Source organism: Mesorhizobium sp. M1A.F.Ca.IN.022.06.1.1, from assembly GCF_003952605.1.
Taxonomy (GTDB): domain Bacteria; phylum Pseudomonadota; class Alphaproteobacteria; order Rhizobiales; family Rhizobiaceae; genus Mesorhizobium.
The window spans coordinates 6,226,957-6,247,105 of the sequence record NZ_CP034455.1 but is presented as its reverse complement, the minus strand read 5'-3'; the positions used below and the strand labels follow the sequence as shown (position 1 = coordinate 6,247,105).

Annotated in this window: 22 protein-coding genes; 3 read left to right on the top strand and 19 right to left on the bottom strand. The window is 62.3% G+C overall.

Annotated elements, in window-relative coordinates:
* Positions 1-384: 384 nt before the first annotated feature.
* Entirely contained in the window at positions 385-1,278 is an 894-nt protein-coding gene (locus EJ078_RS29780; RefSeq protein WP_208721006.1) for an RNA ligase family protein, read from the bottom strand.
* A gap of 227 nt (positions 1,279-1,505) precedes the next feature.
* Here EJ078_RS29780 and EJ078_RS29775 point away from each other — a divergent pair, with 227 nt between their 5' ends.
* Positions 1,506-1,982 (top strand): hypothetical protein, encoded by a 477-nt coding sequence (locus tag EJ078_RS29775; protein ID WP_208721005.1) that lies wholly within the window; start codon positions 1,506-1,508, stop codon positions 1,980-1,982.
* On the opposite strand, the gene EJ078_RS29770 is transcribed toward EJ078_RS29775, so the two are convergent.
* From EJ078_RS29770 to EJ078_RS29715, 12 genes are all read right to left on the bottom strand, one after another.
* Positions 1,979-4,117, bottom strand: a complete 2,139-nt coding sequence (locus tag EJ078_RS29770; protein ID WP_208721004.1) for a hypothetical protein — start codon at positions 4,115-4,117, stop codon at positions 1,979-1,981. The two genes, EJ078_RS29775 and EJ078_RS29770, sit on opposite strands and share 4 nt — an antisense overlap.
* Positions 4,117-6,036 (bottom strand): phage tail tip lysozyme, encoded by a 1,920-nt coding sequence (locus tag EJ078_RS29765; protein WP_208721003.1) that lies wholly within the window; start codon positions 6,034-6,036, stop codon positions 4,117-4,119. Before EJ078_RS29765 ends, EJ078_RS29770 begins: the two co-directional genes overlap by 1 nt.
* Positions 6,037-6,350: 314 nt before the next feature.
* Positions 6,351-7,343 (bottom strand): tail fiber domain-containing protein, encoded by a 993-nt coding sequence (locus EJ078_RS29760; protein WP_208721002.1) that lies wholly within the window; start codon positions 7,341-7,343, stop codon positions 6,351-6,353.
* A 3-nt stretch (positions 7,344-7,346) separates the two neighbouring features.
* Entirely contained in the window at positions 7,347-7,808 is a 462-nt protein-coding gene (locus EJ078_RS29755) for a GNAT family N-acetyltransferase (RefSeq protein WP_208721001.1), read from the bottom strand.
* Complete coding sequence (locus EJ078_RS29750; RefSeq protein ID WP_208721000.1) at positions 7,805-9,538, bottom strand: hypothetical protein; 1,734 nt, start codon at positions 9,536-9,538, stop codon at positions 7,805-7,807. Before EJ078_RS29750 ends, EJ078_RS29755 begins: the two co-directional genes overlap by 4 nt.
* Before the next feature lie 113 nt (positions 9,539-9,651).
* Entirely contained in the window at positions 9,652-10,356 is a 705-nt protein-coding gene (locus EJ078_RS29745) for a hypothetical protein (RefSeq protein WP_208720999.1), read from the bottom strand.
* Positions 10,356-11,015 carry a hypothetical protein gene (locus EJ078_RS29740; RefSeq protein WP_208720998.1) on the bottom strand — a complete coding sequence of 220 codons (660 nt, stop codon included), beginning with the start codon at positions 11,013-11,015 and terminating at the stop codon, positions 10,356-10,358. The genes EJ078_RS29745 and EJ078_RS29740 overlap by 1 nt, the downstream gene beginning before the upstream one ends.
* 40 nt (positions 11,016-11,055) lie before the next feature.
* On the bottom strand, positions 11,056-11,265 hold the full coding sequence (locus EJ078_RS29735; RefSeq protein ID WP_208720997.1) for a hypothetical protein: 210 nt from the start codon (positions 11,263-11,265) through the stop codon (positions 11,056-11,058).
* A gap of 63 nt (positions 11,266-11,328) precedes the next feature.
* Complete coding sequence (locus EJ078_RS29730) at positions 11,329-11,820, bottom strand: hypothetical protein (RefSeq protein ID WP_208720996.1); 492 nt, start codon at positions 11,818-11,820, stop codon at positions 11,329-11,331.
* Between the two features lie 12 nt (positions 11,821-11,832).
* A complete protein-coding gene (locus tag EJ078_RS29725; RefSeq protein ID WP_208720995.1) occupies positions 11,833-12,816 on the bottom strand; it encodes a phage major capsid protein in 984 nt (327 codons plus the stop codon).
* A 5-nt stretch (positions 12,817-12,821) separates the two neighbouring features.
* Entirely contained in the window at positions 12,822-13,853 is a 1,032-nt protein-coding gene (locus EJ078_RS29720; protein ID WP_208720994.1) for a hypothetical protein, read from the bottom strand.
* A 104-nt stretch (positions 13,854-13,957) separates the two neighbouring features.
* Positions 13,958-14,248 (bottom strand): hypothetical protein, encoded by a 291-nt coding sequence (locus EJ078_RS29715; protein WP_126093992.1) that lies wholly within the window; start codon positions 14,246-14,248, stop codon positions 13,958-13,960.
* 157 nt (positions 14,249-14,405) lie between these two features.
* On the opposite strand from EJ078_RS29715, the gene EJ078_RS29710 reads away from it, so the two are divergent.
* Positions 14,406-14,696 carry a hypothetical protein gene (locus EJ078_RS29710; RefSeq protein ID WP_208720993.1) on the top strand — a complete coding sequence of 97 codons (291 nt, stop codon included), beginning with the start codon at positions 14,406-14,408 and terminating at the stop codon, positions 14,694-14,696.
* A 7-nt stretch (positions 14,697-14,703) separates the two neighbouring features.
* On the top strand, positions 14,704-14,886 hold the full coding sequence (locus tag EJ078_RS29705; RefSeq protein ID WP_127325390.1) for a hypothetical protein: 183 nt from the start codon (positions 14,704-14,706) through the stop codon (positions 14,884-14,886).
* A gap of 91 nt (positions 14,887-14,977) precedes the next feature.
* Here the strand turns inward: EJ078_RS29705 and EJ078_RS29700 are convergent, their stop codons facing one another.
* From EJ078_RS29700 to EJ078_RS29675, 6 genes are all read right to left on the bottom strand, one after another.
* Complete coding sequence (locus EJ078_RS29700) at positions 14,978-15,334, bottom strand: hypothetical protein (RefSeq protein ID WP_208720992.1); 357 nt, start codon at positions 15,332-15,334, stop codon at positions 14,978-14,980.
* Complete coding sequence (locus EJ078_RS29695) at positions 15,334-16,512, bottom strand: hypothetical protein (protein WP_208720991.1); 1,179 nt, start codon at positions 16,510-16,512, stop codon at positions 15,334-15,336. The genes EJ078_RS29700 and EJ078_RS29695 overlap by 1 nt, the downstream gene beginning before the upstream one ends.
* The gene (locus EJ078_RS29690; protein ID WP_208720990.1) at positions 16,509-17,348 is read right to left on the bottom strand and encodes a hypothetical protein; all 840 of its coding nucleotides are present in this window, start codon (positions 17,346-17,348) and stop codon (positions 16,509-16,511) included. The genes EJ078_RS29695 and EJ078_RS29690 overlap by 4 nt, the downstream gene beginning before the upstream one ends.
* Positions 17,348-17,629 (bottom strand): hypothetical protein, encoded by a 282-nt coding sequence (locus EJ078_RS29685; protein WP_127216409.1) that lies wholly within the window; start codon positions 17,627-17,629, stop codon positions 17,348-17,350. The genes EJ078_RS29690 and EJ078_RS29685 overlap by 1 nt, the downstream gene beginning before the upstream one ends.
* Positions 17,613-18,242, bottom strand: a complete 630-nt coding sequence (locus EJ078_RS29680) for a hypothetical protein (RefSeq protein WP_208720989.1) — start codon at positions 18,240-18,242, stop codon at positions 17,613-17,615. Before EJ078_RS29680 ends, EJ078_RS29685 begins: the two co-directional genes overlap by 17 nt.
* 95 nt (positions 18,243-18,337) lie before the next feature.
* Positions 18,338-19,987 carry a hypothetical protein gene (locus tag EJ078_RS29675; RefSeq protein ID WP_208720988.1) on the bottom strand — a complete coding sequence of 550 codons (1,650 nt, stop codon included), beginning with the start codon at positions 19,985-19,987 and terminating at the stop codon, positions 18,338-18,340.
* Positions 19,988-20,149 lie beyond the last annotated feature (162 nt).

Below are 20,149 nucleotides of genomic sequence, written 5' to 3'. Positions count from 1 at the left end.
GATGGCGAGCGGGCTCCGGGGGAAATGCCCCGCGCGGCGCGGTGAACCTTGGCCGGGGACACACGCCGCGACACTCAACCGGGACGGCTGGTAGAATGTTCCCGGCCTCCCGTAGGCGCGATTGCGAAATAAGCCGCTTGAAGTAGAACAGATCCCGACGACTGAGAGTCCCTTCCTTGCCGGTAGCGAGAGAGTGCCCGCCATTCCCTGCCAGGAGTGACGGGCATTTCAGGTTCCGCTGATAGACTTGAAAGAGCCCGCCGGGGATTGGGGACGCGAGCGGGCTCTTCGTCGAGGACCTTGGAGCACCCCGACCGGCGGGAGGAGGGGGAGTTTGCCCGCCGCGCTCCCAAACTGCGCTGGTTCAATGATTGTTCCAAAAGGTCAGGTTCCTTCCTCGGTGAAGTCCTGCAGTGTCGCATGCCGTAGCGTATGCTCGCCGAGAAGGAACTTCACTCGGCCGGTGATGCCTGGCTTAACCCACTCGACATCATCGGCGAAGGCGCTCGGCACCCGCTGCGCTGGCTTGGATGCCTTGGCTGCCTGCACACGCTGCCACAGTCGCTCTCTAAGGCCCTTGGGGAGCGTTACAGAAGCCGTTCCGGCATATCGGCCATCGCGCGCCATGATCGCCGCAGCGGGCTTGCCCGGCTCGCGTCTGATGCCGAGAAGTTCGAAGTCGCCGACATCCCAACACTTGGTCTTTACCCAGGAATCGACCTTCCCGCTTCGATAGGGGCTCTCGCGTCGTTTGGAGACCATGCCTTCAAGGCCCATCTTCTCGACGGCTTCGAAGAAGGCGGCGCCGTTGCCCTCGACATGATCGGAATACTGGATGATGCCATCGGCCGGCTGGATCAGGGTCCACAGCTTCGCCTTGCGCTCGATCAGCGGCAAGGAACGGAGATCCTGGCCGTCGAGGTGGAGCAGATCGAAGGCGACGAAGGCGAGTTGTTCGGCGTTCCATGTCATGCGGGAGTGCATCCGGTGGAAGTTCGGCCTTCCGTCGGGCTCCGGCGCGATCATCTCCCCGTCGATGATGAACGCCTTGGCCGGCAGCTTCTCAGCCGCAGCGACGATCGGCCAATAGCGCTTCGACCAGTCGTGGCCATTTCGAGAGAAGGCGCGCGCTCCGGCCCAGTCGAGGATGACCTGGGTTCGGTAGCCGTCGTATTTGATCTCGTGCAGCCAATCACCGCTGACCGGTGGCGTCTCGACTTGGACAGGCTCCAGCGGTTTGACAAAGGACAGCCGAACTCTGCCGGCAGGCGTACGCATGCGAACCCCAACGCAAAACTCGAATTTGATTCAATATCGCACAGTCGTAAAGGGTTGCGTTAGCGCTCTAACAAAACGGCCCGCCCTCGGCATGTGAGCCAAGGGTGGGCCTGCGGAGGGGGGGCGCTCCGCGCGGCAGCGTTCTGCACAAGAGTCGGGAGGGAGTTTCGCCGCCGTGCATCCGAACTTGGTCGAATGCGAGATGTTCCGCGACGCCGGAACATTTTTTGTACGTGATCTGGTCTGTCTCGGGCAGGAGCAATTGCCTGGGGCGAGATCTGCCGCCCTTTTCCTCGGTCACGATCCGCATTATGTTCCGCGCCGTGAGCGCTGTGCAGCTATATCCGCCGATCGCACTCGCCGCTGTGGCGAGCTTCCTTTGGATATTGGTCGCCTATCGCCTCTACAAGCGGGACTTGGTAACCGGACCAAAAGAAAGCCCGTCTCTCCACGATATATGGTATGTGCTCCCGCTTGTCCCGACAGCGCTCTATTTTTGGGCTACGGGCGGCCTTGAGGCTAAGAGCACGACGTTCATTCACATCTTTTTCTGCACCCTTTGCGGCATCGCGTTCGCCATCCTCATCGTGGGCGCGTTCCAGATGGCGTTTTACAGCCGCAGCCTACAGAAGCGCACCCGCGTCATCATAGGTGCGGAAGGCGTCTTCTTTCTCGGCCTTTTGGTGTGGAGCGCCCTGGCTTAGCGGGTCGCTTGGGGGCCTGCCAGCAGCAGGGCTCGGGCGATGCCCTCGACTTGCTTCGGCTGTATCTTCGTCCCGCTACCGGCCCGCAAAAGCGCGTCGAGCACCGCGCTCTGCTGCGGCCCGCCCGTTAGGGTGCGAGCCATATCCGATATCGCTTTCTGGTTTCCGCCATTGTTGAGCGCGTCAATCACTCGCTCGACTGCCTTCGTTCCGGCCGCGCGCGCTGCGCCTCGGGCGCCCCCGGCAATAAATCCCTCCCGAACACCGAAGCCGCGACTGCCACCGCCCGCGATAGCATCCTGAGCGGCGATGCGCGCCGCTGTCTCGGAATTGCGCGTGACGATGTTCGACGTGTCTGCAAAGAGCCGTTCCCGGTCGAGCAGGTCGATGATCGCATTGGCCTTGTCCTGGCCGAACAGCGTCGACAGGCGCGCACGGTTCCAGTCGCCTTCGCCCTTGATCAGACGCTGAAGCGCGACCCTATCGTTAGCATTGGTACCGACAATGCGTTCAATCTCGGCACGGGCGCCCTCACGAAGACGGAGGGGCACGGCCGAGGGGCCGATTTGTAGCCCTTGCGGCAGAGCGCCCTGCCGCACTTCATCGGTAAGCTCATCAGGTCGCGGCGCTTCTCGCCCACTGGAAAGGACAGACTGGCCCCTCTGCACAGCTTCTTTCTGCCTCGCCAACTCGGCATACTGGGCGTCCACTTCCTTGATGTTCGGCACCTTGGCCGCCAGTTCGTCATCAATCGCTTGCCGAGCCGTCTGAAGCGCATTCAGATGGTTGCTGCCTTGCGCCGTTTCCAACAGATCGTCGACCGCTTGGCGGGCGTTCAGCAACGTGCCGGCGTCATGGATCAGGCCACCAGGTGCCGGCTGGCCGAGTGCACGGGCGCGCGCAATCTCTTCGCCGGTCGGAACATAGTCCAGCATCGACCGTACGCGCTGGATGCCTCGCTCTGCATCTCCACGCAGCGTTTGCGCCTCGGCATCGAGATAGCGGGCGATCGGCGCGGCATCGATGTCGGAAGCCTCTCGCAATACCTCTCGGTATTGCGGCTGAAGGTTCAGTTGGTTTCGGTTTGCCCGATCGATTATGCGCGATGGCGTCGGGGCTTCGCCAAGCGTGTCGTTCAGCGTCGAGCGGATGCGCCAGTTCGCATCGGCGTCACGCGCGCTAATCGCATTGCGCACGATAGCTTTGCCCTCACCAGGGGTCGCGGCGATTGCGCCCGCCGTATGCCGAAGGTTTGGCCCGAGATCCATCAGCATGCCGTCATCGCCGAGCGACAACGCGACCGGATCTATCGCGTCCTGACGCGCTGCATCAGCCAGAACGCCGACGGCCTTCTTGTCGAGCCCGAGAGCTTTGGCGATGGAATTCAGCTTCAAAGTGTCGGCAGCAGCCTTGACACCACGGCCGATCAGAGGGCCGACCATCTGACCGGCCAAACCGCCTCCCATGCCGATCAGCCCGCCCTTCTTGATTTCGTTCGGGTCACCACCAGATCGAACAGCGGCGTCCGTCGCCCCAATCAAACCGCCAGTGCTGCCGGCTGCAATCAGGCCAGGAGTGGTGGCCAAACCGGCGCCGAACACCTCCGGTGCTGCCAAGACGGCCGGCGCCGTTCCCATCACGGCACCCGCGACATTGCCAGCGGTGCGGGCATTGGGATGCGCAGCGCGACTTTCGTCCACCATCTCCTGCATCTGGTCATGAACTTGCGAATACGGCTGACCGGAAATTAGAGACCCGAGGCCGGCTGCCGCTGTCGTTTGGGCTCGGTCGAGCAGCGGCCCTGCTATCGGCACGCCTTCCATAGTCGAAGTCAGAGCGGTTCCTCCCGCCCCCAAGTCCATCGGGGCGTAGGCTGGGATGCCGGCCGGCTGCAGTGTCGTTTGGTCGATGCCAGCAGCGGCGCGCTTATCCTCGGGCGTCATGCCGTGCATCTTCTGAGCAAGCGCGATCCCAGCTTGAGCTCGCGATGCAGCTCCGCTGTCGGCTGCGGGGCCGACGACGCCGGGCAGCGACTTGGCAATCTCGTCGACCGCCGCGTTCTGCTGTTCCGGGGTCATCGACAAAAACGCGTCGTCGACCTGCACCTTACGACCTTGGATGTTGAGCGTAGGCATCAGGGTTCAATGCTCCACTTCAAGCCGTTGCTCGTGGTTCCGCCGCCAGTACCGGCCGGGGTGGTAACCGTCCCGGAACCGCCGGTCTTGATCGCGTCGACCATCTGGCGGATGCGCGACAGCTTGTCGTCTAGCGACGCTTTCGCCTCTCCGGGCTTTGGCGTCAGGATGGCCGCCTGGTTCTCGACTTCGGCCGGCGCCGCCGTCGCGCCGGACACGCTGTAGAGGTAGGACGCGATGATGGTGCGAAGCGAGTTCGACGCCCGCTGATACTCGGGCGATTTCAGGTATTCCGCGCCATAGTCCGAACCGTGCGGGATCGCCGACAAGGCCTGATCCGATGGATTGGACAGGGCCGAGAAATTCCTTTCGACAATCTGCATCTCGGGCGCGACGACCGAATACAGCTTGTTGTCGCGCTGCTGCTGCTCGTTTGGCGGCTTCGACTTTGGCGCGGTCAACGGCAGGATGCCGGCGTTGTCCGCGCGCGGGCTGGCCGGCGTCGGGCTCGGCTGCGGCTGAGTGGCCGGCGCGGGCGCGGGGCTCGGGGCGGGAACGGCCTGCGGTCCCGGAGCCGGTACAGCGCCCTTCGGCGGCGATACGGGGATTGCCGGGCCGCCAGCAGTAGCCTGCCCAAACACACCCTGCGGCGTCAGGAAGAGCAATTCGCCGTTTGGGCCGGTGATCGTCTTGCCGGCGGCGAGTTGCTGCGCCTGCTCGACCGTGAGGCCGCCCTTCTCGGGGCCGGCATCCATCAGGCCATTGAGCGCCTGAGCCTCGACGGAACTGCCGGTGAAACGGAACTGACCGGCATTCGCGCCACCGATGCTCACGGCTCGCGTCTCGCCCGTACGCTTGTTATACAGCGTCCGCTCGTCCAGCTTTTCCCAATCGGTCTGCTGCCCGGTGTAAACGGGCTGGTGCGTCTTGGGGTCGACCAGGACGCCGCCAACCTCGATTGGCTTGCTTTGCTCGGCTGCGAACTTCTCCCGGTCGAAGTCGAGGCGCGCCTTATCGCCGGGTTCAATCTGCGGGTTTCGTAGCTTCTCGACTTCCAGCCGGTTCTTTTCGAGTTCGAGTTGGGTTGCCGGGTTCGCCTCCTCGAGCCTCTGTTTGAGCATCAGGTTGACGACGCCGCGCTGCTGCTCGGATAGGCGGGGATCCTGTGATGCTTGCAGAAGCTGTTGCAGGCTCGGGCCACCAGCGACTGGCGCGGGCGCCACCTGTGCCGTCTGAGGGATAGCAACGGCCGGCGGGGCCACGGCGGCCCGCGGCGACTGGACCGGCTGAGCGACCGCCGCCGCGCTGTCCGGCGCGTTCATCCTGTCCCACTGGTCTTGCGTTATGCCCTTGCTGGCGTACTCCTGCGGCAGCGGACGCTTGTTCAGCGCTGCCGACACGCCCGCGCCAGGTTCGAGGCTCGCGACTTGCACCGGGGCCGCATCCGAGCCGGCGAAACGCGACGCAAAGGAGTTGGCCATGGAAATGCGGCGAGCCGCCTCGCCACCTGGCCGGTTGTAGCCGGCGAACTTCCAAGCGTTGTTCATGAGGCGCTGCGCTTCCTCAGGCGACTTGGCCGCGTTAAGCGCATCGATCAGCCCCGGGTCCTCATGAAGGAAGTATTGCGCCTGAAGCTGCGGCGACGGGGCGTTTGCGTCACCGCCGTTGCTGCCGGCGAATGCCCGCATGGCTTCGAAGCGCGGACCGCGCCACGACAGGATACCGCCCGCAGTCCCTGCCTGACCGCTTTCGCTCGGGTCAGACCAAGAGCCGAATGCGTTCTTGGGATTGAAGCGGCTTTCGGCGTTCGCAGTTGCCGCGACAGCAGCGAGACCGTACGGGTTGGTGACCTTGCTTTTCACCGTGTCCATAAAGCCGTTGTAGATGTCGTTGCCAGACAGATCTGGCGCGCTGCCCATCGAGCCGCCGCCAAGAGCCGAAACGACCGCCTTGCTGGCCGAAGCCGATGTCGAGGCAGGCGAGGATGCTCCGCTACCGCTGAACAGCGCTGAGAACACATCGTTGCCGCCCTTGCGCCAATCACGTTCCGCCGACATTGCCTTGCTGTCAGCGAGCCTGTAGCCGATCGCCTCGCCAATCGCGTTCAGGCCCTGGCCGATCGTGCGCGGGGCGGCCGGCCGGGCAAGAGCATCGGCAATGGCCCTGAGGCGCGCCAGGTCTTCCGGCGTCTGCACGCCGGTATTGCCGCCGAAGATGAACGAGGGCTGGACGCTCATGCCAAGGCCTCCCCGTAATTGACAGCATCAACACCGCCGACATTGATGACCGCGTGCGGCCGGAACGCACGCACCTCGTCGGCCATGACGCCGATCTGCTCGCCACCGCCCCACACGTATTCGAAGGCATACTTTGCGAGGCCATTGGCGAATTCGCCGACACGGCGAATGTTCGTCTTCACGCGGCGGTCGGAATACTTGATCACGTTGGCGCCAAGACCGAACAGGCCGCCGAAAAGGTCGCTGCTGCTCTGCGCTTGCTGCTGCCAGTTTTGGAGCTTCTGGTTGTAGTTGGTGTTGATCAGGCCAGCCACGTCGGTCGTCGGGATGGTCGGCATGTTGGCGTTGACGAAATTCGGCTGGCTCACCTGTGAACCGGACAAGAGCGCGGTCAGGTTGTTGATCGGTGCCGAATTCTGCGCCAGCGCTTCCTGCACCGCCTGGCCACGACCCTGAAGCAGAAGCTGGTTATAGGCGTCGTTCTCTCCCTGGTTTTCGAGGTTTTGCGCCTGTGCGTATGCGTCTGATCCGGGACGGATGCCGCGGTTGATCAGGTCCGCCTCATTTGACGCGCGACGGGCATCCAGCGCCGGCTGCAGCCGCTTCATGCCGAGGTCCATCAGCCGGGCCTCGGTCGCGTCGTTCGAAAGATCGACCGGCTTCGACAGGAAGTCGTTCAGGAACGCCGACTGGTCATTCGCCAGCTTGCCGAGGTTGAGCCTGGCCGCGTCGGTCTGATCCTTGATCGCCTGACCGGTCTGCGACAGGGTCTGGGTCGCCGTGTAGGTCGGGATGTCGTAGGACTTGCCGGTATAAGGGTCGTTCCACTTGTAGGTCCCGGTCTGGCTGTAGGTCAGGTTGCCGTCGGGCGTGACCTGGTTGACATTCCCGAGGTTCGCGTTCGCGATTGCCGTGCCGACATTGGTCGCGGTCGACGCAGCAGAGGTCTCTTTTGGATCCGGCGGGGCGGGCGGATCGGGCGCACACATTGGTCAGGCCTCCTGAAGGAAATACGTCATTGCGATTGCCGACCGCTTGAAGCCCACGCGCTCGCACATCTTGGCAACGCGTAGATCGGTGGCGATGGTCACGTGCGCCCTGACGCAGCCGCGCGCTTGGAGTTCGGCCAGGATGTGCCTGGTGAAACGGCGTCCGATGCCGTTCCGGTGATCCGGCCGCATGTAGATGGTATCCTCCATGGCGATGGGCTCGCTGTTGTGCATGTCCTGCGTGAGCCAGATGAAGGCATAGCCGACGGCCTCGCCCTCGATCCTGACCACGAAGCACAGCAGATGCCCGGCCGAGCCGTAGACGTTCAGGCGCGGCTTGAAGTCGCCGATCTGCATCCCCTCGGCGGCCATGCGCGCCTGCATCTCGCCATAGTGACGCCGGCAAAGCGGTTCGAGTTCTGGCCAGACTTCGTTGAAGCTCTCGATGGCGATGTCATAGCTCATACGACCACCCCGCCATTTTCAAAGGTCACGTCGATCTGGACGAATTCGACGTCTGGGCGCTGGTTCAGAAAGCCGGTGGCCTGCAATTGCGGCTGCATCACGTAGCCGGTCTTGCCGATCGAAATCCACTGGCCGCCGCTAACGGTCGCCTGTGGCGCCGCCTGATCCCAGAGGGCAACGTCCCACTGGCCGCTATCCCAAAGGTCGACCGTGCCGCCGTCGGCCGCATCAGGTGCCGTCGGCAGAGTGACTGTGTAGTTGACTGAAAAAGAGATTTTCGGATCGAACGGCGTCGAGCTCAGAAACGTGGCGCGCGCCTGGTGCACGGTCTTCAGCCGGCCAAGCGTCTTCATGTGATCCGGGCTGCCGACATAAGTGTAATAGATCGGCTGGCTATCGTCGTTGCCGGCGATTTCGCCTTCGAAAACCATGCCGTCGTTGGTGCCGTAGAACAGGCGATTGTCGTGCAGTTCAATGCAGCGGGTTGCCCATCCGACGAACTTGCACCAGGCGCCGGTTTCGAGATTAACGACGAATGTCCAGGCCTCTTGTCCTTCGGCCGCGATTGGAAGCGAGACGATGGCGTAATTCATATCCGGCCACTTGATCACTTCCCACGGCAGGAAAATGCGCCGCAGGGCTTCGCGCTTCCAGTCCGGCTCAATGTTCCGCGAGATGGCGGCCAGCGATAGCGCGGCGGCATCCTTGTTGATCGCGGCCGAAATCGGAACCATGCCTTCCTTGGTCGCAACGATCAGATCGCCACCAGCGCGCATGGTGGCGCGCTTGCCCATAGGCGCGGTCAGGTCGTAGCGGCCGACAAGGTTCCACTCGGCAGCGGTCGAGCCTGCCGGGTTGCTGCCCTCATAAATCGCGGCCTCGCCCTCGGTCGTGACGAACACGCATTTGTCATCGATGCCGTCGCCGGCATCGAGCGACCACGTTGCGCCGAAGAGCAGCGAGCCGCCGCGCTGGAAGACGCCGGACAAGTTGATTGTGCCGAGCGCGCCGGTCACGGAATCGACCGGGAGATAGCTGGCCTTCATCGTGCCGCCCTGAATGAAGAACAGGCGGTTTCGATAGAGCCAGACGTGAGACAGGGCCGAGGTGGCGACGCCGGTAATGGCGGCCGATACCTGCACCACGCCGCCAGGAATATTCGCCGTGGCCGAGCCGCCCGCGCCGCCCGTGATGATTTCGTTGTCAACGAAGGTGCCGGTGATTGACTGGATCATCAGCGAACCGGTCGCGCCGTTATCGACATTCTTGACGATGGTCGCGACCGCGCCGCTGGTGCCGCCCGTCACGGTGCCGCCGCTGGTGAAATTGACCGTCTGCGCGTCGAAGTTCAGGCGATAGGTGGCAAGGCTGTTGACCGCTGTCCAGTCGAACGTCGTGCTGTAAAGCTGAAGGAAGTCGGTGCCGTTGACCGCGACCACGAACGAGCCGCCCGACGTCGTGAAATTGACGTAGGAGTAATAGCCAGAGGTCTGGCCGGTGATCGATGCGGCCGGCGGCGTGACGGCATCGGCCGGCGCCGTTACGTCGCGAACGGTCGTTTCGTCACAGGCCCAAATCTTCCTCGTGCCCCCGGCGTTGTAGGTGATGAAGCTTTCGACCGGGTCGCTGCCGATCGTGGCGCGCTTGACCGAACCGCCGCGCATGATGATGCCGGTTGACGTCGGAAACCAGTTCTCAAGCGTTTGCGCCGAGAAGGGCCTGGACTTCACCAGACTCTGATTGGTAACCCATCCGGAGACAGGCGCGCCGAACGTGTAGGGCTGCGCAATGGCGCGCGAGGTCGGCGGCGCAGCCTTCCGGCGACCGGGAAAACGTTCGTACCTCACGCTGCACCTGTGACCGTGCCAGGCCATGCGACGCGCCGGCCGCGCCAACTGACAGCAGGCTGGCCGGAAACGACGGGCTTCGAACCGCCGTCGGTGTCGATCCCGCGCAAAAGCATGTGCTGATAGTCGTCAAAGTCCTGCTCGTAGGCCTGCCCCTTGTTCTGCTTCCAGCGGGCGATGATCGCCTTTTTCAGCAGTTCCTCGGAAAGCCGGAAGCTGTCCGCGTCTTCGGTGAACAGGGTCTTCTTCGACGTGTCGCTGGCGGCAACGATCTGGTTCGAGACGTAGAAGAACGTGACCGTCTCACCGCTCGCCATTACCGGCCAATGGTGGAACTGGTCGCCGTAGATGATCCAGTAGCCGTTCACGGTGGCGACCGGCGTCACCTGCAGTTCAAGCCACTGATCGGGGCTGGTCAGATGTTCGGTTGCCCACTGCCAGCGCGACGACCACAGGGACGAGGTCTTCTGCATGCGGCGGAAGTCCGACGGCATATCGAACGCATCGGCCACGCTGTCGCCCGTGAACGTCGTCTGGATCAGCAGCTTCTGCCAGTCGTGAGCGTCCGCGATTTCGGACGCCATGACGTTGGCGAGTTCCTGCATCTCGACCATCTCTCGACTGGTCGCGCCATAGAGCAGGCTCGGCACGTCCATGCCGAGCACTGTCGCGGCGCCTTTGACCACGTCGAGGATGGACATCAGGCAGCTTCCTTGCCCTTGCCCTTCGGCTTCGTCAGCTCCTCGATCATGGCTTCCATTGCGGCCTGGCGTTCGACCAGCTCGGCAATCTGCGCATCCTTTGCGGCCTCACGCTCGGCGGCCTTTGCAGCATCCGAATTGGCCAGGAACAAGCCGGCCTGCTTACGCAGGTCACGCACGTTCGGCAGCCGCACGCGGTCAAGCTGGCCGTCGGGCAGATCGCGCACTTCCTCGACCGTGCGGATGCCGGCGGTACGCAGAACCTCCGCCTGCTCCGGTGTGACGCCCGACCAGGCGGCAAGCGCCGTGCCGTTGAGCGGGATTTCGCGGCCCGCCTTGAAAGCCTCGTAAGCCGGCTCGATCTGGTTCCAGCGAGCGGTCATGAAACGCAGCTTCTCGCCGTCCTGGTCCTCGCCCATAAGCGAGGGATCGGGGAGCAGATGGCGAACGCGTTCGGTGGTGCGGGTGTTCAGCGGGGAATGCGACGGCGAATACGTCACCCAATCCTCGGGCTGAAGCTCAAGGATGCGTCGATTGCTGGCGTCCAGCTTGTAGCCCTTGGTGTCGCACTTCTCCGTCACCGGGTCGCCCTTGACCGGCAGTTTCTCGTAGCTCGTCTTGAACCCGATCACGCGAATAAGGGGCTGCGCTTCACTCATAGGTTTCGGCTCCTGAAAACGTTGTGGCGCCAGCGGCGCCCTACTGGTTGATCACATCGACGATGCCGGGAAACTCGGCGAGCAGTGCTGCCCACTCGGCCTCCGACAGGTTTTCAGCCTTGGCCAGGTTGACCGCGTTGCGGTGCTCGCCACCGTTCCAAAGCTGGCGGAATTTCGGGAAGATGCCGGCCTGGGTATCGACTGCGACGGGCTCGGCAGGTGCTTCGTTCTTGTCGGACTTGTCGACCATCTCTGGCACTCCTTCGCTGTTGAGGAAAAGGCGGGCCACGCTTCCGCAGCCCGCCCCTGCTGATCAGTGCGGGAAGGCGCACATGATGATCTTCGACGCGGCGAGGATCGCGTAGGCGCAAACCGTATCGGTCACAGCGGCGGCCACCTTCAGGGTGCCGTCGGTGGTGGCCGAAAGGACGAGCGCCTGGCCGGAAGCGCCAGACACCAGGGTCGTGGTCAGGGTGGCGACACCCTTGACCTGGATCCAGCCATATTCGCCGTTGCCCGGAGCGCCTGCGAGGATACCCGCGCCGTTGCCGGCCGTGTCCGACACGTCCGAAGTCACTTCATTCGTGACGCCGGTCGACACACCGCCCGGTGCATAGAAGCCGACGGCGTTGCCGGCGACGGCGGCAACTGCGCCGGCGCCTTGATTGTACTTCACGAAGCGGTACGTCTTGCTGTCGTAGGATTCGTAAAGGTCCCCGACCTTCGGAGCCTTACCGGAGTTCGCCCCGGTAAGCTGCGCGGCGGTGTACGTCTGGGTGACGTCGATACCAACAAAAGAGGTCATCGTTCTTGCTCCTTATGCCGCGTCGAAGATCACGCCCTGAAGCGAGCGGTTCGAGCAGACGAGATTGCCCATCCAGTAGAAGGGGATGACAACCGCATCCTGGTTGACGGGCTTCTTCTCGTCGTCCTGCGTCCACTGCGCCTCCTTGTGCTGGTCGACGTAGAGGTAATCGGAGTTGAGGAAGTAGCCCTTCTCGGCCGTGGTCGTGAAATTCGTGTTGTCATCGAAAATCACGTCGGCGGTCTTGTACTTCAGCCCGATGAAACCGGACTGAGCCATGTCGGCGTCCATGTACCGCTGAAGCTGCTGCTCGCCGGTTTCGTACAGCGAGTAGAAGTCGTGGCTAAACGTGATCAGGTCTGGCTTGTCGGCGCCGCGGTTGAGGGTGAGCCACATTGCGTTCATGTCGGCCTTGAAGGTCGCAGCGTTGGCCGCGGAAGGCGACGCGGCAAGATTGGTGCCGGTGGCCTCGCGGAATTTGTTGCGCCAGAAGGTCCACGTGGCGGCATCGATACCGCCGACGATGCCCTGACCATTGGTCTGCAGGATGTTGGCCAGGCCGCCGATCTGGTTCGCCAACGAACCGTCGGAATAGAGGTCGACGGAGAAATTGTTGGCAGCCGTCTTGAGCGCGTTGTTCTTCTTGGTTTTCACCAGGTTGATCATCGCGAACTTGCCGGAATTCTGGCGAAGCTCCTTGCCGCTCGACACGACATGCAGCGCAACCTGCGCCCAATCGTACTTAGCGGAGGTGACCACGTCAGAGCCGTTGGTGTTCAGCGTGTCGAGGCCGGCGTAACGCTGATAGGTGCTGTTTTCCGCATATTCGAGCTGCACCTGAATTTCGGTGCCGCCGTCAAGATTGCGGATCTTGTTCTTCTTCTTCAGCCGGTTGAGGAAGGCATTGTTCTTCGAAACGTTGTCCGCCACTTCCGTCGCGCTGTTGCGAAGGGTGGTGGACACCATTTCCGTGAAGGTAGTCGACGGTCCAGCCATCGCTATTATCCTTTATGGTTCCGGTCGTAGACAGCGGCCAGTTCTTCATCTTCGGTGAGAACCCGAGCCTTGCCCGACGCTGTTGAGGGGATGTTGACGGAGTTGGCGCGCTTGGCCGCGTCGACCTTTCCGGTGTCCTTGGGAGCGGCCGGTTTTGCGGCGGCTGCCTTGGCCCTCAGATCGGGATCGGCGTTCACTGCCATGTCATAGGCCAGGTTGAACACGGCCTCTTTCGAGGCGGTGGCTCCAAGCCGGTCCCATGCATCGTTGATGAAAGCCACCATGCGCTTTTCAGGGATTTCCGAGTAAAGCGGCTTGTCGGCTGACAAGCGGCTCAACTCTTCGTTGGCGGCGGTGGTGGCGTCGCGCTCCTGAAGGCGCTGGTTTATGCGGTCGTCGATGTTCGCGGAGTTGTGGACAGACGCGAGCATCTGCTTCAACCCGGCGATTTCCTGCCGCAATTCGTTCTCGCCCTGCTGGACGCTCTGGCCGAAGACAGCCGCGACCTTATCGCGAATGCCATAGCGGTCGATGATGTTCATCACCGTTCCGACCGGGGCCTGATCCATGCTCTGCTGGACGTTGAAAAGATAGTCGATCGCCTGTGCCGGCGTGATCACTCGACCATCCGCACCCTTCTTGCCGGTGTTCGGGTCGAAATATTTGCCGTTTCGTTCGATGACATCCTGAATCGGCTTATAGGCAGAGGCCTGCCGGCCATGGTCGGAAAGTCGCTGCTGAAGCTCCTGCTCGCGATCGGCGACGAACTTGCGGAGCTCGGCCGGGGCCTTCTCCCAGGCTCGCTTGACGTTATCGGCGACGCCGCCCTTGATGCCTTGCCAGTTGGCCGGGAGAGGAACCTGCTCGGCGCCAGGCGTCAGACTATCGCCGGCCTGTCCCTCTCCACCATCGCCGCCAGCAGCCGTCAGTTCAGCGGCCTCGACAGCAGATTTCTTAGCCGGATCGGGGCTGGCGAACTTGCCCTGATCCCGCTCAGCACCGTTGTCGCGCTCGTGCTTGTTCCAGATCGCTTCCAACGCAGCGTCGTCTGTGACGGTCGCCGCGGCATTGCTGTTCGCCGCCTCTGCGAGGGCGCCAGCAGGCGGGGCGTTGTTGGCTAGGCTTTCTGCGACAGCAGCGCTCATCGAAATTCCTCTGACACCTGAAGGCCCCGCTTCTTGCAGAAGTCGGGATTGCGAAATTTGCCCTTGGTCGGTGACAGGCTCGGCTCGTATTCGACACAGTTGTTGCGCTTCAGATCATCGCGACGCTCAGAGCGCGACGTGATCATTCGTCCATCGATCGGCGAGGCGTAGTCCGGAATGTCGGAAATGACGTTGGGCATGACAATCTGACCGGCGAACGGCTTTTCCATCGGAACGCCGGTCTGCCGGTCGACGAAGATGCCATCGCGGAAAACGTACCTTGCCAATTTCCTGTCCTGCTTTTCGGGCGGTTACAGGGTGCAAGGCGTCGGTGCGAAATTCTAAGCCGCTTGAACAGTGTCTCAGTTCGAGTTTTCGCCGCAGGATCGAGTTTGAACCCCAAGCGTTGAATCGCTATGCTCTACCGGGAGGCACAGGGATACAATGAAGGCGCACGAGGCGTTGATAGCTTGGAGCGGTTGGGACGATGAGTCCACAATGCGAGGCCAAGTGGCGGTAGGTCGCATCGTTGGCGAAGGCGAAGTATCCTGGACAGACGGCTATGCCAACACAGGCGGCGCTTCTTTGGAAGCCCGACGGAGGATGCGCGGTTCCGAAAGCACCATGGGGGTACTACAGGATTTCCATTACTTGGTCGTGGAGGAGCGCCTTGACCCCGAAGCGGTGCACAATGCATTTCTCGCGATCGACGAGTACGCGGAACTGTTCGGTTAGAAGGAAAATGGCGACCTTTTCCAAGTCCAAGGTCGACGTCAAAGGCGATGCCACAACTCAAGCGGCGCGGACGATCATCGGCGGCGAAGCCGCAGCCAGGATCGCCAAGACTGCGCGTTTGAAAGCGGCAAGGCTCGCGAAGGCACAAGAGACGAAGCCCGCAAACGACAAGGTAAAAGGCAAGCGCTGATAGCTGCCCAAGCTCAATCACCCGATTACATTTCAGCCTTCGATTGTGATGCGTCGCTGTAGGCAAGCGGCAGACGATAGTCTGCTCGCAACTAGCTAAGCAGCAGCAACACCGCGTCGTCATCGTCACGCATGGCCGCCAGCTCCCTGTCGATCACTATGCGGCCAAGACGTCGCTCCAAAGCTGACGCGTCGGGAAATTCGATCGGCGGGGCTTGGAAACCGGCGAGCAGCGCGTTGATGATTTCCGGCGATAGCGCCGGCCACTCGGCCACCTCCAGGATCTGCGCTGGCGGCTCATTGAGATCGACGACCTTGCCGTCACGAACATATTTGACCGGCTTGCGGTAGTAGCCGCCTGGCTTGAATAGCGAATCGAGATCGGCGCCCTTTGGGCCGAAGTAGCGGTTGCCGTAATAGCGCTTGCCGAACCAGCGATCAGCGAACATCAGCTAGCGTCCAGAATGACCGCAAGTCGGTTGCCGTCCTGGTCGACGGAAGCGTTGATGCGGTCCTTCGTGTCGTTGGTGTCGCGAAAGATGGCCGTTCCGGTGCCGAGGCCATTCGCCTTGCCGAGCAGAGCAGCAGACCATAGCCGCCAGCCCTGCCGAGGCGTCAGGCCGGGCTCGATGCCGGATGCGCGATCAAGCAGAGCGTCGGCATTCTGGTTCGCGGTCGGGATATCGCCCACGGCAGCGGGAGCGGCCGGCAGATTGTCTGTTTTGGCCCTGATCGCAGCAGTGTCACTCTTGACCGCCGCGATGTCGGCCGAGACAGAGGCGCCGGCAGGAGCGCCGAGCTTGTTGCTGATTGCGGTGTCGTTGGTCGCCAAAGTCGAAAGCTGCGTGTCGAGATTGGCCGAGGCCATGCCGACTGCGGCTCTCACACCAGGCGCGTCCAGATCATTGAAGCCGGTGACGCCTGTTCCCTTCGCAAGCACGATGTTGGTGCCGGCAGTCAGCACGCGCGTCGCAGTCGACCATACGGCATCGAGGGCGTTGGCGGCGAACTTCGCAGCGGTGATGGCGCCGGCCGCAAAGGTGTTCGCGGTGATCGCGCCCGAGTTCCATGCCGTGCCGCCTGCGTTCACGACGTTGACCCCGAGCTGAGCGCTGGACGTGTTCACCGCGGCCCCTGCGATCTGGGTAGTGTTCGCCGCCACAACGCCCGCTGTGAGGCTTACCTGGCCGGTGCCGGTGCCAGATGACAACAGCACGCTCGCGCCAATATCTCGAGCTGTCTGTGCGGTGCCGCTTATACTGCCGACGTCAACGCGCCCGCTTGCATCGACGGTTGCGGTGCGCCCCGTGGTGGTGTCGCGGCGGAAAAGCTCAATGACGCGGGTGACCGGAGCCATGCTCGCTTGTGTGATGTGCAGCACCTGCTCTTCGGCATCGGACGTTGACGCAATGGTCGTGTCCTCGTCGATTAATAGCGAATAGACGCCCGGCATGTTGGCTGCCGACAGTTCGGTGACCGTTGGCGTGGTGTAAACAGTCGCCGTGCCGCCGTTGCGGCTCCGGTAGACGGTGAACGAAGTCAGACCAGTCTTGCGCGTGGTCAGGTCGACACTATCGACCGCCACGAAATAGATGACCTGATCGATCTTGCCGCTGGGGATCCTCATATGCCGTATCTCCCGCGCGTGATCGCGAACAAATTGGCCATGTCGGTCTGCGAGAGAACCGCGCCCTCCCACATCGTGAACGAGGCCATCCTGCCGCCGTTAGCCCATTTGCCGTCACCGCTACCGCGAGCAGCGATTTCAAAGGTCTGCGACGCGTTGGATGCAGAGGGCGTGGTGTAAGTCGACGTGAACGTCTGCACAGTCCCGTCCAGGAACATGAAGCCAGTCGTCGCGGCTTCGTCAACCGACAGTCCAATGGCATGCCAGGCGTTGGCGGAGGGGCTAAGGGTGCTGTTGAAGTCGAGGGCGAACGATGCGCCGGTCTTCGACACGTTGAAGCCCAACACGCCCGAGGCGGTCAGCGTGAGCCGGCAGCCGATATTGCCCGGAGCATTGACGTTATCGCCGAAGATGCCGCTCGCGGTCGCGACGTTGGCGAAATAGTTGTAGCCGAAATAAGAGAACTTGGCGTTGTCCTTGTGCAGGTTCTGCATCCAGGCTTCGTTGGTCGTGTCGTAGCGGAAAAAGTCACCGCCATCGAAGGAGAAATATTCAGAGGATGAGCGCCCGTTGGTCGTCCCGTTGATGGTTGGGTCATCGGTGCTGCTGCCGCTCGTCGAGCCCCTGAAAAAGTCGTAGCCGTTGCCCGACGTGTCCAACCAGGAAGCCGAGCCGGCCGGCAGTGACGCACCATCAGCCGCGTCGAGGCAGATTTTCAGCCCGGTCAGCAGCCCGAGCTGAGACACGAATTGAATCATCCGGCGCCGACGCAAAAAATTCGGCGTGATCTGCTCTAACTGCGGCTGAACGCCGGGGGTGAACTGACCTTCAAGCATCAGCCGAGATTGGCCCCTGCGACCGCATCGGCGACCGACTTCAGCGCGTTGTATTCGGTGGTCAGCTTCGCGAACTGCGCCTTGGTCGCGGCCTCGTAGGCATCGCTGGTGCCGAACGCCTGCACGGCCGAGATGACCGCGGCGAAGTCGGTGGTGATCGCTGCGAGGGCGGCAGATGCACCGGTGGCGTTCTGCTTCACCTTCAGCATCACTTGCCGCTGGTCATAGATGCGTTGCGCGATGGCATCCATGCCAACGTCGATTTCACTGGTTGTAGCCATTTGCCGGGGCTCCTGAGTTCTGTTGCGGGATCTGAATCGGAACAGCCGTCACCGCGCGGCCTTGCGCGTCCCTGACGATCTGCTTGGGCGTCGAAAGCTCATGGATGAGCGCCGCCAGTAGCTGGCCGAACTGGTCGCGCTGCGCTGCCATCTCTTTCAGCACTGCTTGGCCGTCGATCTGCTCGGGATCGGGCGGCGGGAGTATGCCGTTTGCGAGCATGATCTGGTTCTGATCGGCACGGGCGGCCTGCCGCTTCGCTTGAAGGTCCAGCCGCTTCTCAGCCATCGTCATATCGTGGCTTTCGCGCTTGAACTGCATGTCTTGCGCAGCTGCGTCCTGTTTGATTTTCGCATCAGCAGCTTTTGCCGCCTGATCCTGCTCTCGCGCCTTCGCGTCCGCCTGAGCTTTTTGTTGTTCGGCACTCGGGGGCGGAGGCTGGCCGGCTTGCGCCTCGGCATCGGTCACCATCTTTTCCAGAACGTCCTCGACCGACTTGCCGAGGTTGAACAGGCGGGCGTTCGCGGCGAAGATTTCAATCGCCACTTCCTTCGACATCTCGCCCTGCTGGATCAGCGGACCGACGGCGGCCCAATAGGCGCCGGCCGCCTGCATGAACTCCGCCGTTTCGGCCTTCTGCCTGGTCAGGTCCGCCTTGACCGTCGAATCGCTTTCGACATCGATGCGGTACATCATGGCCAGACGCTGCGTCAGAAGCTGCTGGATCGACTGAAGCTTGGCCAGTTTGGCCTGCCGCTGCTGTTCCGCTTCCTGCGCCGCCTGCACCGCGGCCTGGTATTGCTGTTGCGCCTGGGCGGCAGCTGCACGTCCTGCGGCGGTGGCGGTGGAGGCTGGACGGGCGTCAGGTCTTGCTGCGTCGGGAGGATCTGAACGCCGGTCATCTGCTGCAAAGTCTCGTGGGAGAATTTGGCCGGGATGATCTCCGCCATCATCACGAAGATGTCGCGCGCGCAGCGCTCCATCATGCGCTGCATCTTCTGGATGCGCAGCGAGCCCCATTGCGTCTTGATGTTCTGCGCAGTGGCCGTCTCGCTCGCCTGCGAGGCGCCGCGCACAATGTCAGAAATGCCGGTGATTTCGTAGATGGCCTGCTTCGTCTGTTCACGGGCGCCATAGAGCTCCCGCAGAACAGCGATGAACTTTTCGACGGGCCAGAAGGCGACCGCGCCTGAGAGCCCGCCATTGGCTGCCCAGATATCCGCGTTGCCGATCGGCACGAACTCGGCATCTTCGGCTGCCAGCATGTTGGCGATATCGCCGGCATCACCGGGATACCAGCCTTTTACCCTCATGTGGTTAGTGATGATGCGAATGCGCTTGGTCGTCAGGTCAAGCTCATCGGCGAGCTTGCTGTAGATCGAAAACGGATTGACCGGCATCAGCCGGCCGGTCAGTTCGATCGGCTGCACGGGCGCCGGGATGCAGAAGAAATCCGTCAGACCAAGCGGGTCGTCGACCTTCTTCAGCACTACGCCGTTGTCGTCGATGAAGATGACCTTCCGGCTGCCCTTGTCCCAGATTTCCCATCCGGTTAGGTCGCTGTCGCTTTCGCCGCGCGCCTTCTTCTCCTGATCGTTCGTCTGGATGCTGATCAGCCCGGCGTCGAACACGGCATCTTCATCTTCGCGCTGCACGACGAAGCGGAATGCGTCCCATGGCCGACCTTTCCAGCGCTTCGCCGGGCCGTGCCTGTAGTCCCGCCAGCTCACGGCCTCGAACTCAATGCACTCATTTGCGAGGCGTTCGACCGGCGATGCGCCTGGCTGAATAGCTGCACCATACGCGTCGCCTGCAGTCTCACCGCTGTCGGGTTCTTCCGCAGCACCGTCGGCTGCGGCGTCGCTCGCGCGCTCAAGCTCATCGCTGGTCGCTTCGTCCTTTACGATGTCGCTTTTGAAGCGAAGGCGGATGATGCCGCGACCAGCCAGGAAGCCGTCTTGTGCCTCGCCTTCCAGTTCGACCTGAAGCTTGGAGTCGTCGACCTGTGTTCGAATGGCGCGCTCGATCAGTTCAGCAACATCCTTGGCCGCTGGATCCTCATCGGCGAAGCGGCGCCGAATATCGGGAGCGGGCGGGCTGTTGATGATCGCCGGAACGATGGTCTCGACGTTGGCGAAGAGAATGTTGAAGTCGTAGGTGTTGCCAAGTGTGGCAGACGTGCTCAAGTCGTCCGACTTGGTTTCGCCAGTGTAGGCCTTCACCGCCCTTTCAGCGTCGTCCATCCACTGCTTTTCGAGCTTGCCGGCGGCCTCGACGCGCGCAAGCCACTTCGACCCCTCTTCCCGAAGAGCCGCGCCCTGCTTCTGCTGGTCTGGGGTGCGCTTGTCTGCTTTTGCCATGGCGGGCAGGATGGCGACACCAAATGCGAAATTCTAAGCCGCTTGAAGAATCGCTCGCAGACGTTGATTGGTCGCCAGCAAACCTTTGCCAACCGATCACGACTGTGTTACGATCAATTAGTAAGCGCTAAATATATGGTCTGACGGCTGCCTGGGAGAGAT

Excerpts from the sequence above, each read along its gene's own strand:
- EJ078_RS29730 (WP_208720996.1), bottom strand. The coding sequence starts at position 11,820 with ATGACCTCTTTTGTTGGTATCGACGTCACCCAGACGTACACCGCCGCG.
- EJ078_RS29690 (WP_208720990.1), bottom strand. The coding sequence starts at position 17,348 with ATGCTTGAAGGTCAGTTCACCCCCGGCGTTCAGCCGCAGTTAGAGCAG.
- EJ078_RS29765 (WP_208721003.1), bottom strand. The coding sequence starts at position 6,036 with ATGGGCAGCGCGCCAGATCTGTCTGGCAACGACATCTACAACGGCTTT.
- EJ078_RS29685 (WP_127216409.1), bottom strand. The coding sequence starts at position 17,629 with ATGGCTACAACCAGTGAAATCGACGTTGGCATGGATGCCATCGCGCAA.
- EJ078_RS29725 (WP_208720995.1), bottom strand. The coding sequence starts at position 12,816 with ATGGCTGGACCGTCGACTACCTTCACGGAAATGGTGTCCACCACCCTT.
- EJ078_RS29735 (WP_208720997.1), bottom strand. The coding sequence starts at position 11,265 with ATGGTCGACAAGTCCGACAAGAACGAAGCACCTGCCGAGCCCGTCGCA.
- EJ078_RS29760 (WP_208721002.1), bottom strand. The coding sequence starts at position 7,343 with ATGTGTGCGCCCGATCCGCCCGCCCCGCCGGATCCAAAAGAGACCTCT.
- EJ078_RS29705 (WP_127325390.1), top strand. The coding sequence starts at position 14,704 with ATGGCGACCTTTTCCAAGTCCAAGGTCGACGTCAAAGGCGATGCCACA.
- EJ078_RS29695 (WP_208720991.1), bottom strand. The coding sequence starts at position 16,512 with ATGAGGATCCCCAGCGGCAAGATCGATCAGGTCATCTATTTCGTGGCG.
- EJ078_RS29745 (WP_208720999.1), bottom strand. The coding sequence starts at position 10,356 with ATGTCCATCCTCGACGTGGTCAAAGGCGCCGCGACAGTGCTCGGCATG.
- EJ078_RS29675 (WP_208720988.1), bottom strand. The coding sequence starts at position 19,987 with ATGGCAAAAGCAGACAAGCGCACCCCAGACCAGCAGAAGCAGGGCGCG.
- EJ078_RS29755 (WP_208721001.1), bottom strand. The coding sequence starts at position 7,808 with ATGAGCTATGACATCGCCATCGAGAGCTTCAACGAAGTCTGGCCAGAA.
- EJ078_RS29740 (WP_208720998.1), bottom strand. The coding sequence starts at position 11,015 with ATGAGTGAAGCGCAGCCCCTTATTCGCGTGATCGGGTTCAAGACGAGC.
- EJ078_RS29780 (WP_208721006.1), bottom strand. The coding sequence starts at position 1,278 with ATGCGTACGCCTGCCGGCAGAGTTCGGCTGTCCTTTGTCAAACCGCTG.
- EJ078_RS29680 (WP_208720989.1), bottom strand. The coding sequence starts at position 18,242 with ATGCAGGCGGCCGGCGCCTATTGGGCCGCCGTCGGTCCGCTGATCCAG.
- EJ078_RS29710 (WP_208720993.1), top strand. The coding sequence starts at position 14,406 with ATGAAGGCGCACGAGGCGTTGATAGCTTGGAGCGGTTGGGACGATGAG.
- EJ078_RS29770 (WP_208721004.1), bottom strand. The coding sequence starts at position 4,117 with ATGCCTACGCTCAACATCCAAGGTCGTAAGGTGCAGGTCGACGACGCG.
- EJ078_RS29700 (WP_208720992.1), bottom strand. The coding sequence starts at position 15,334 with ATGTTCGCTGATCGCTGGTTCGGCAAGCGCTATTACGGCAACCGCTAC.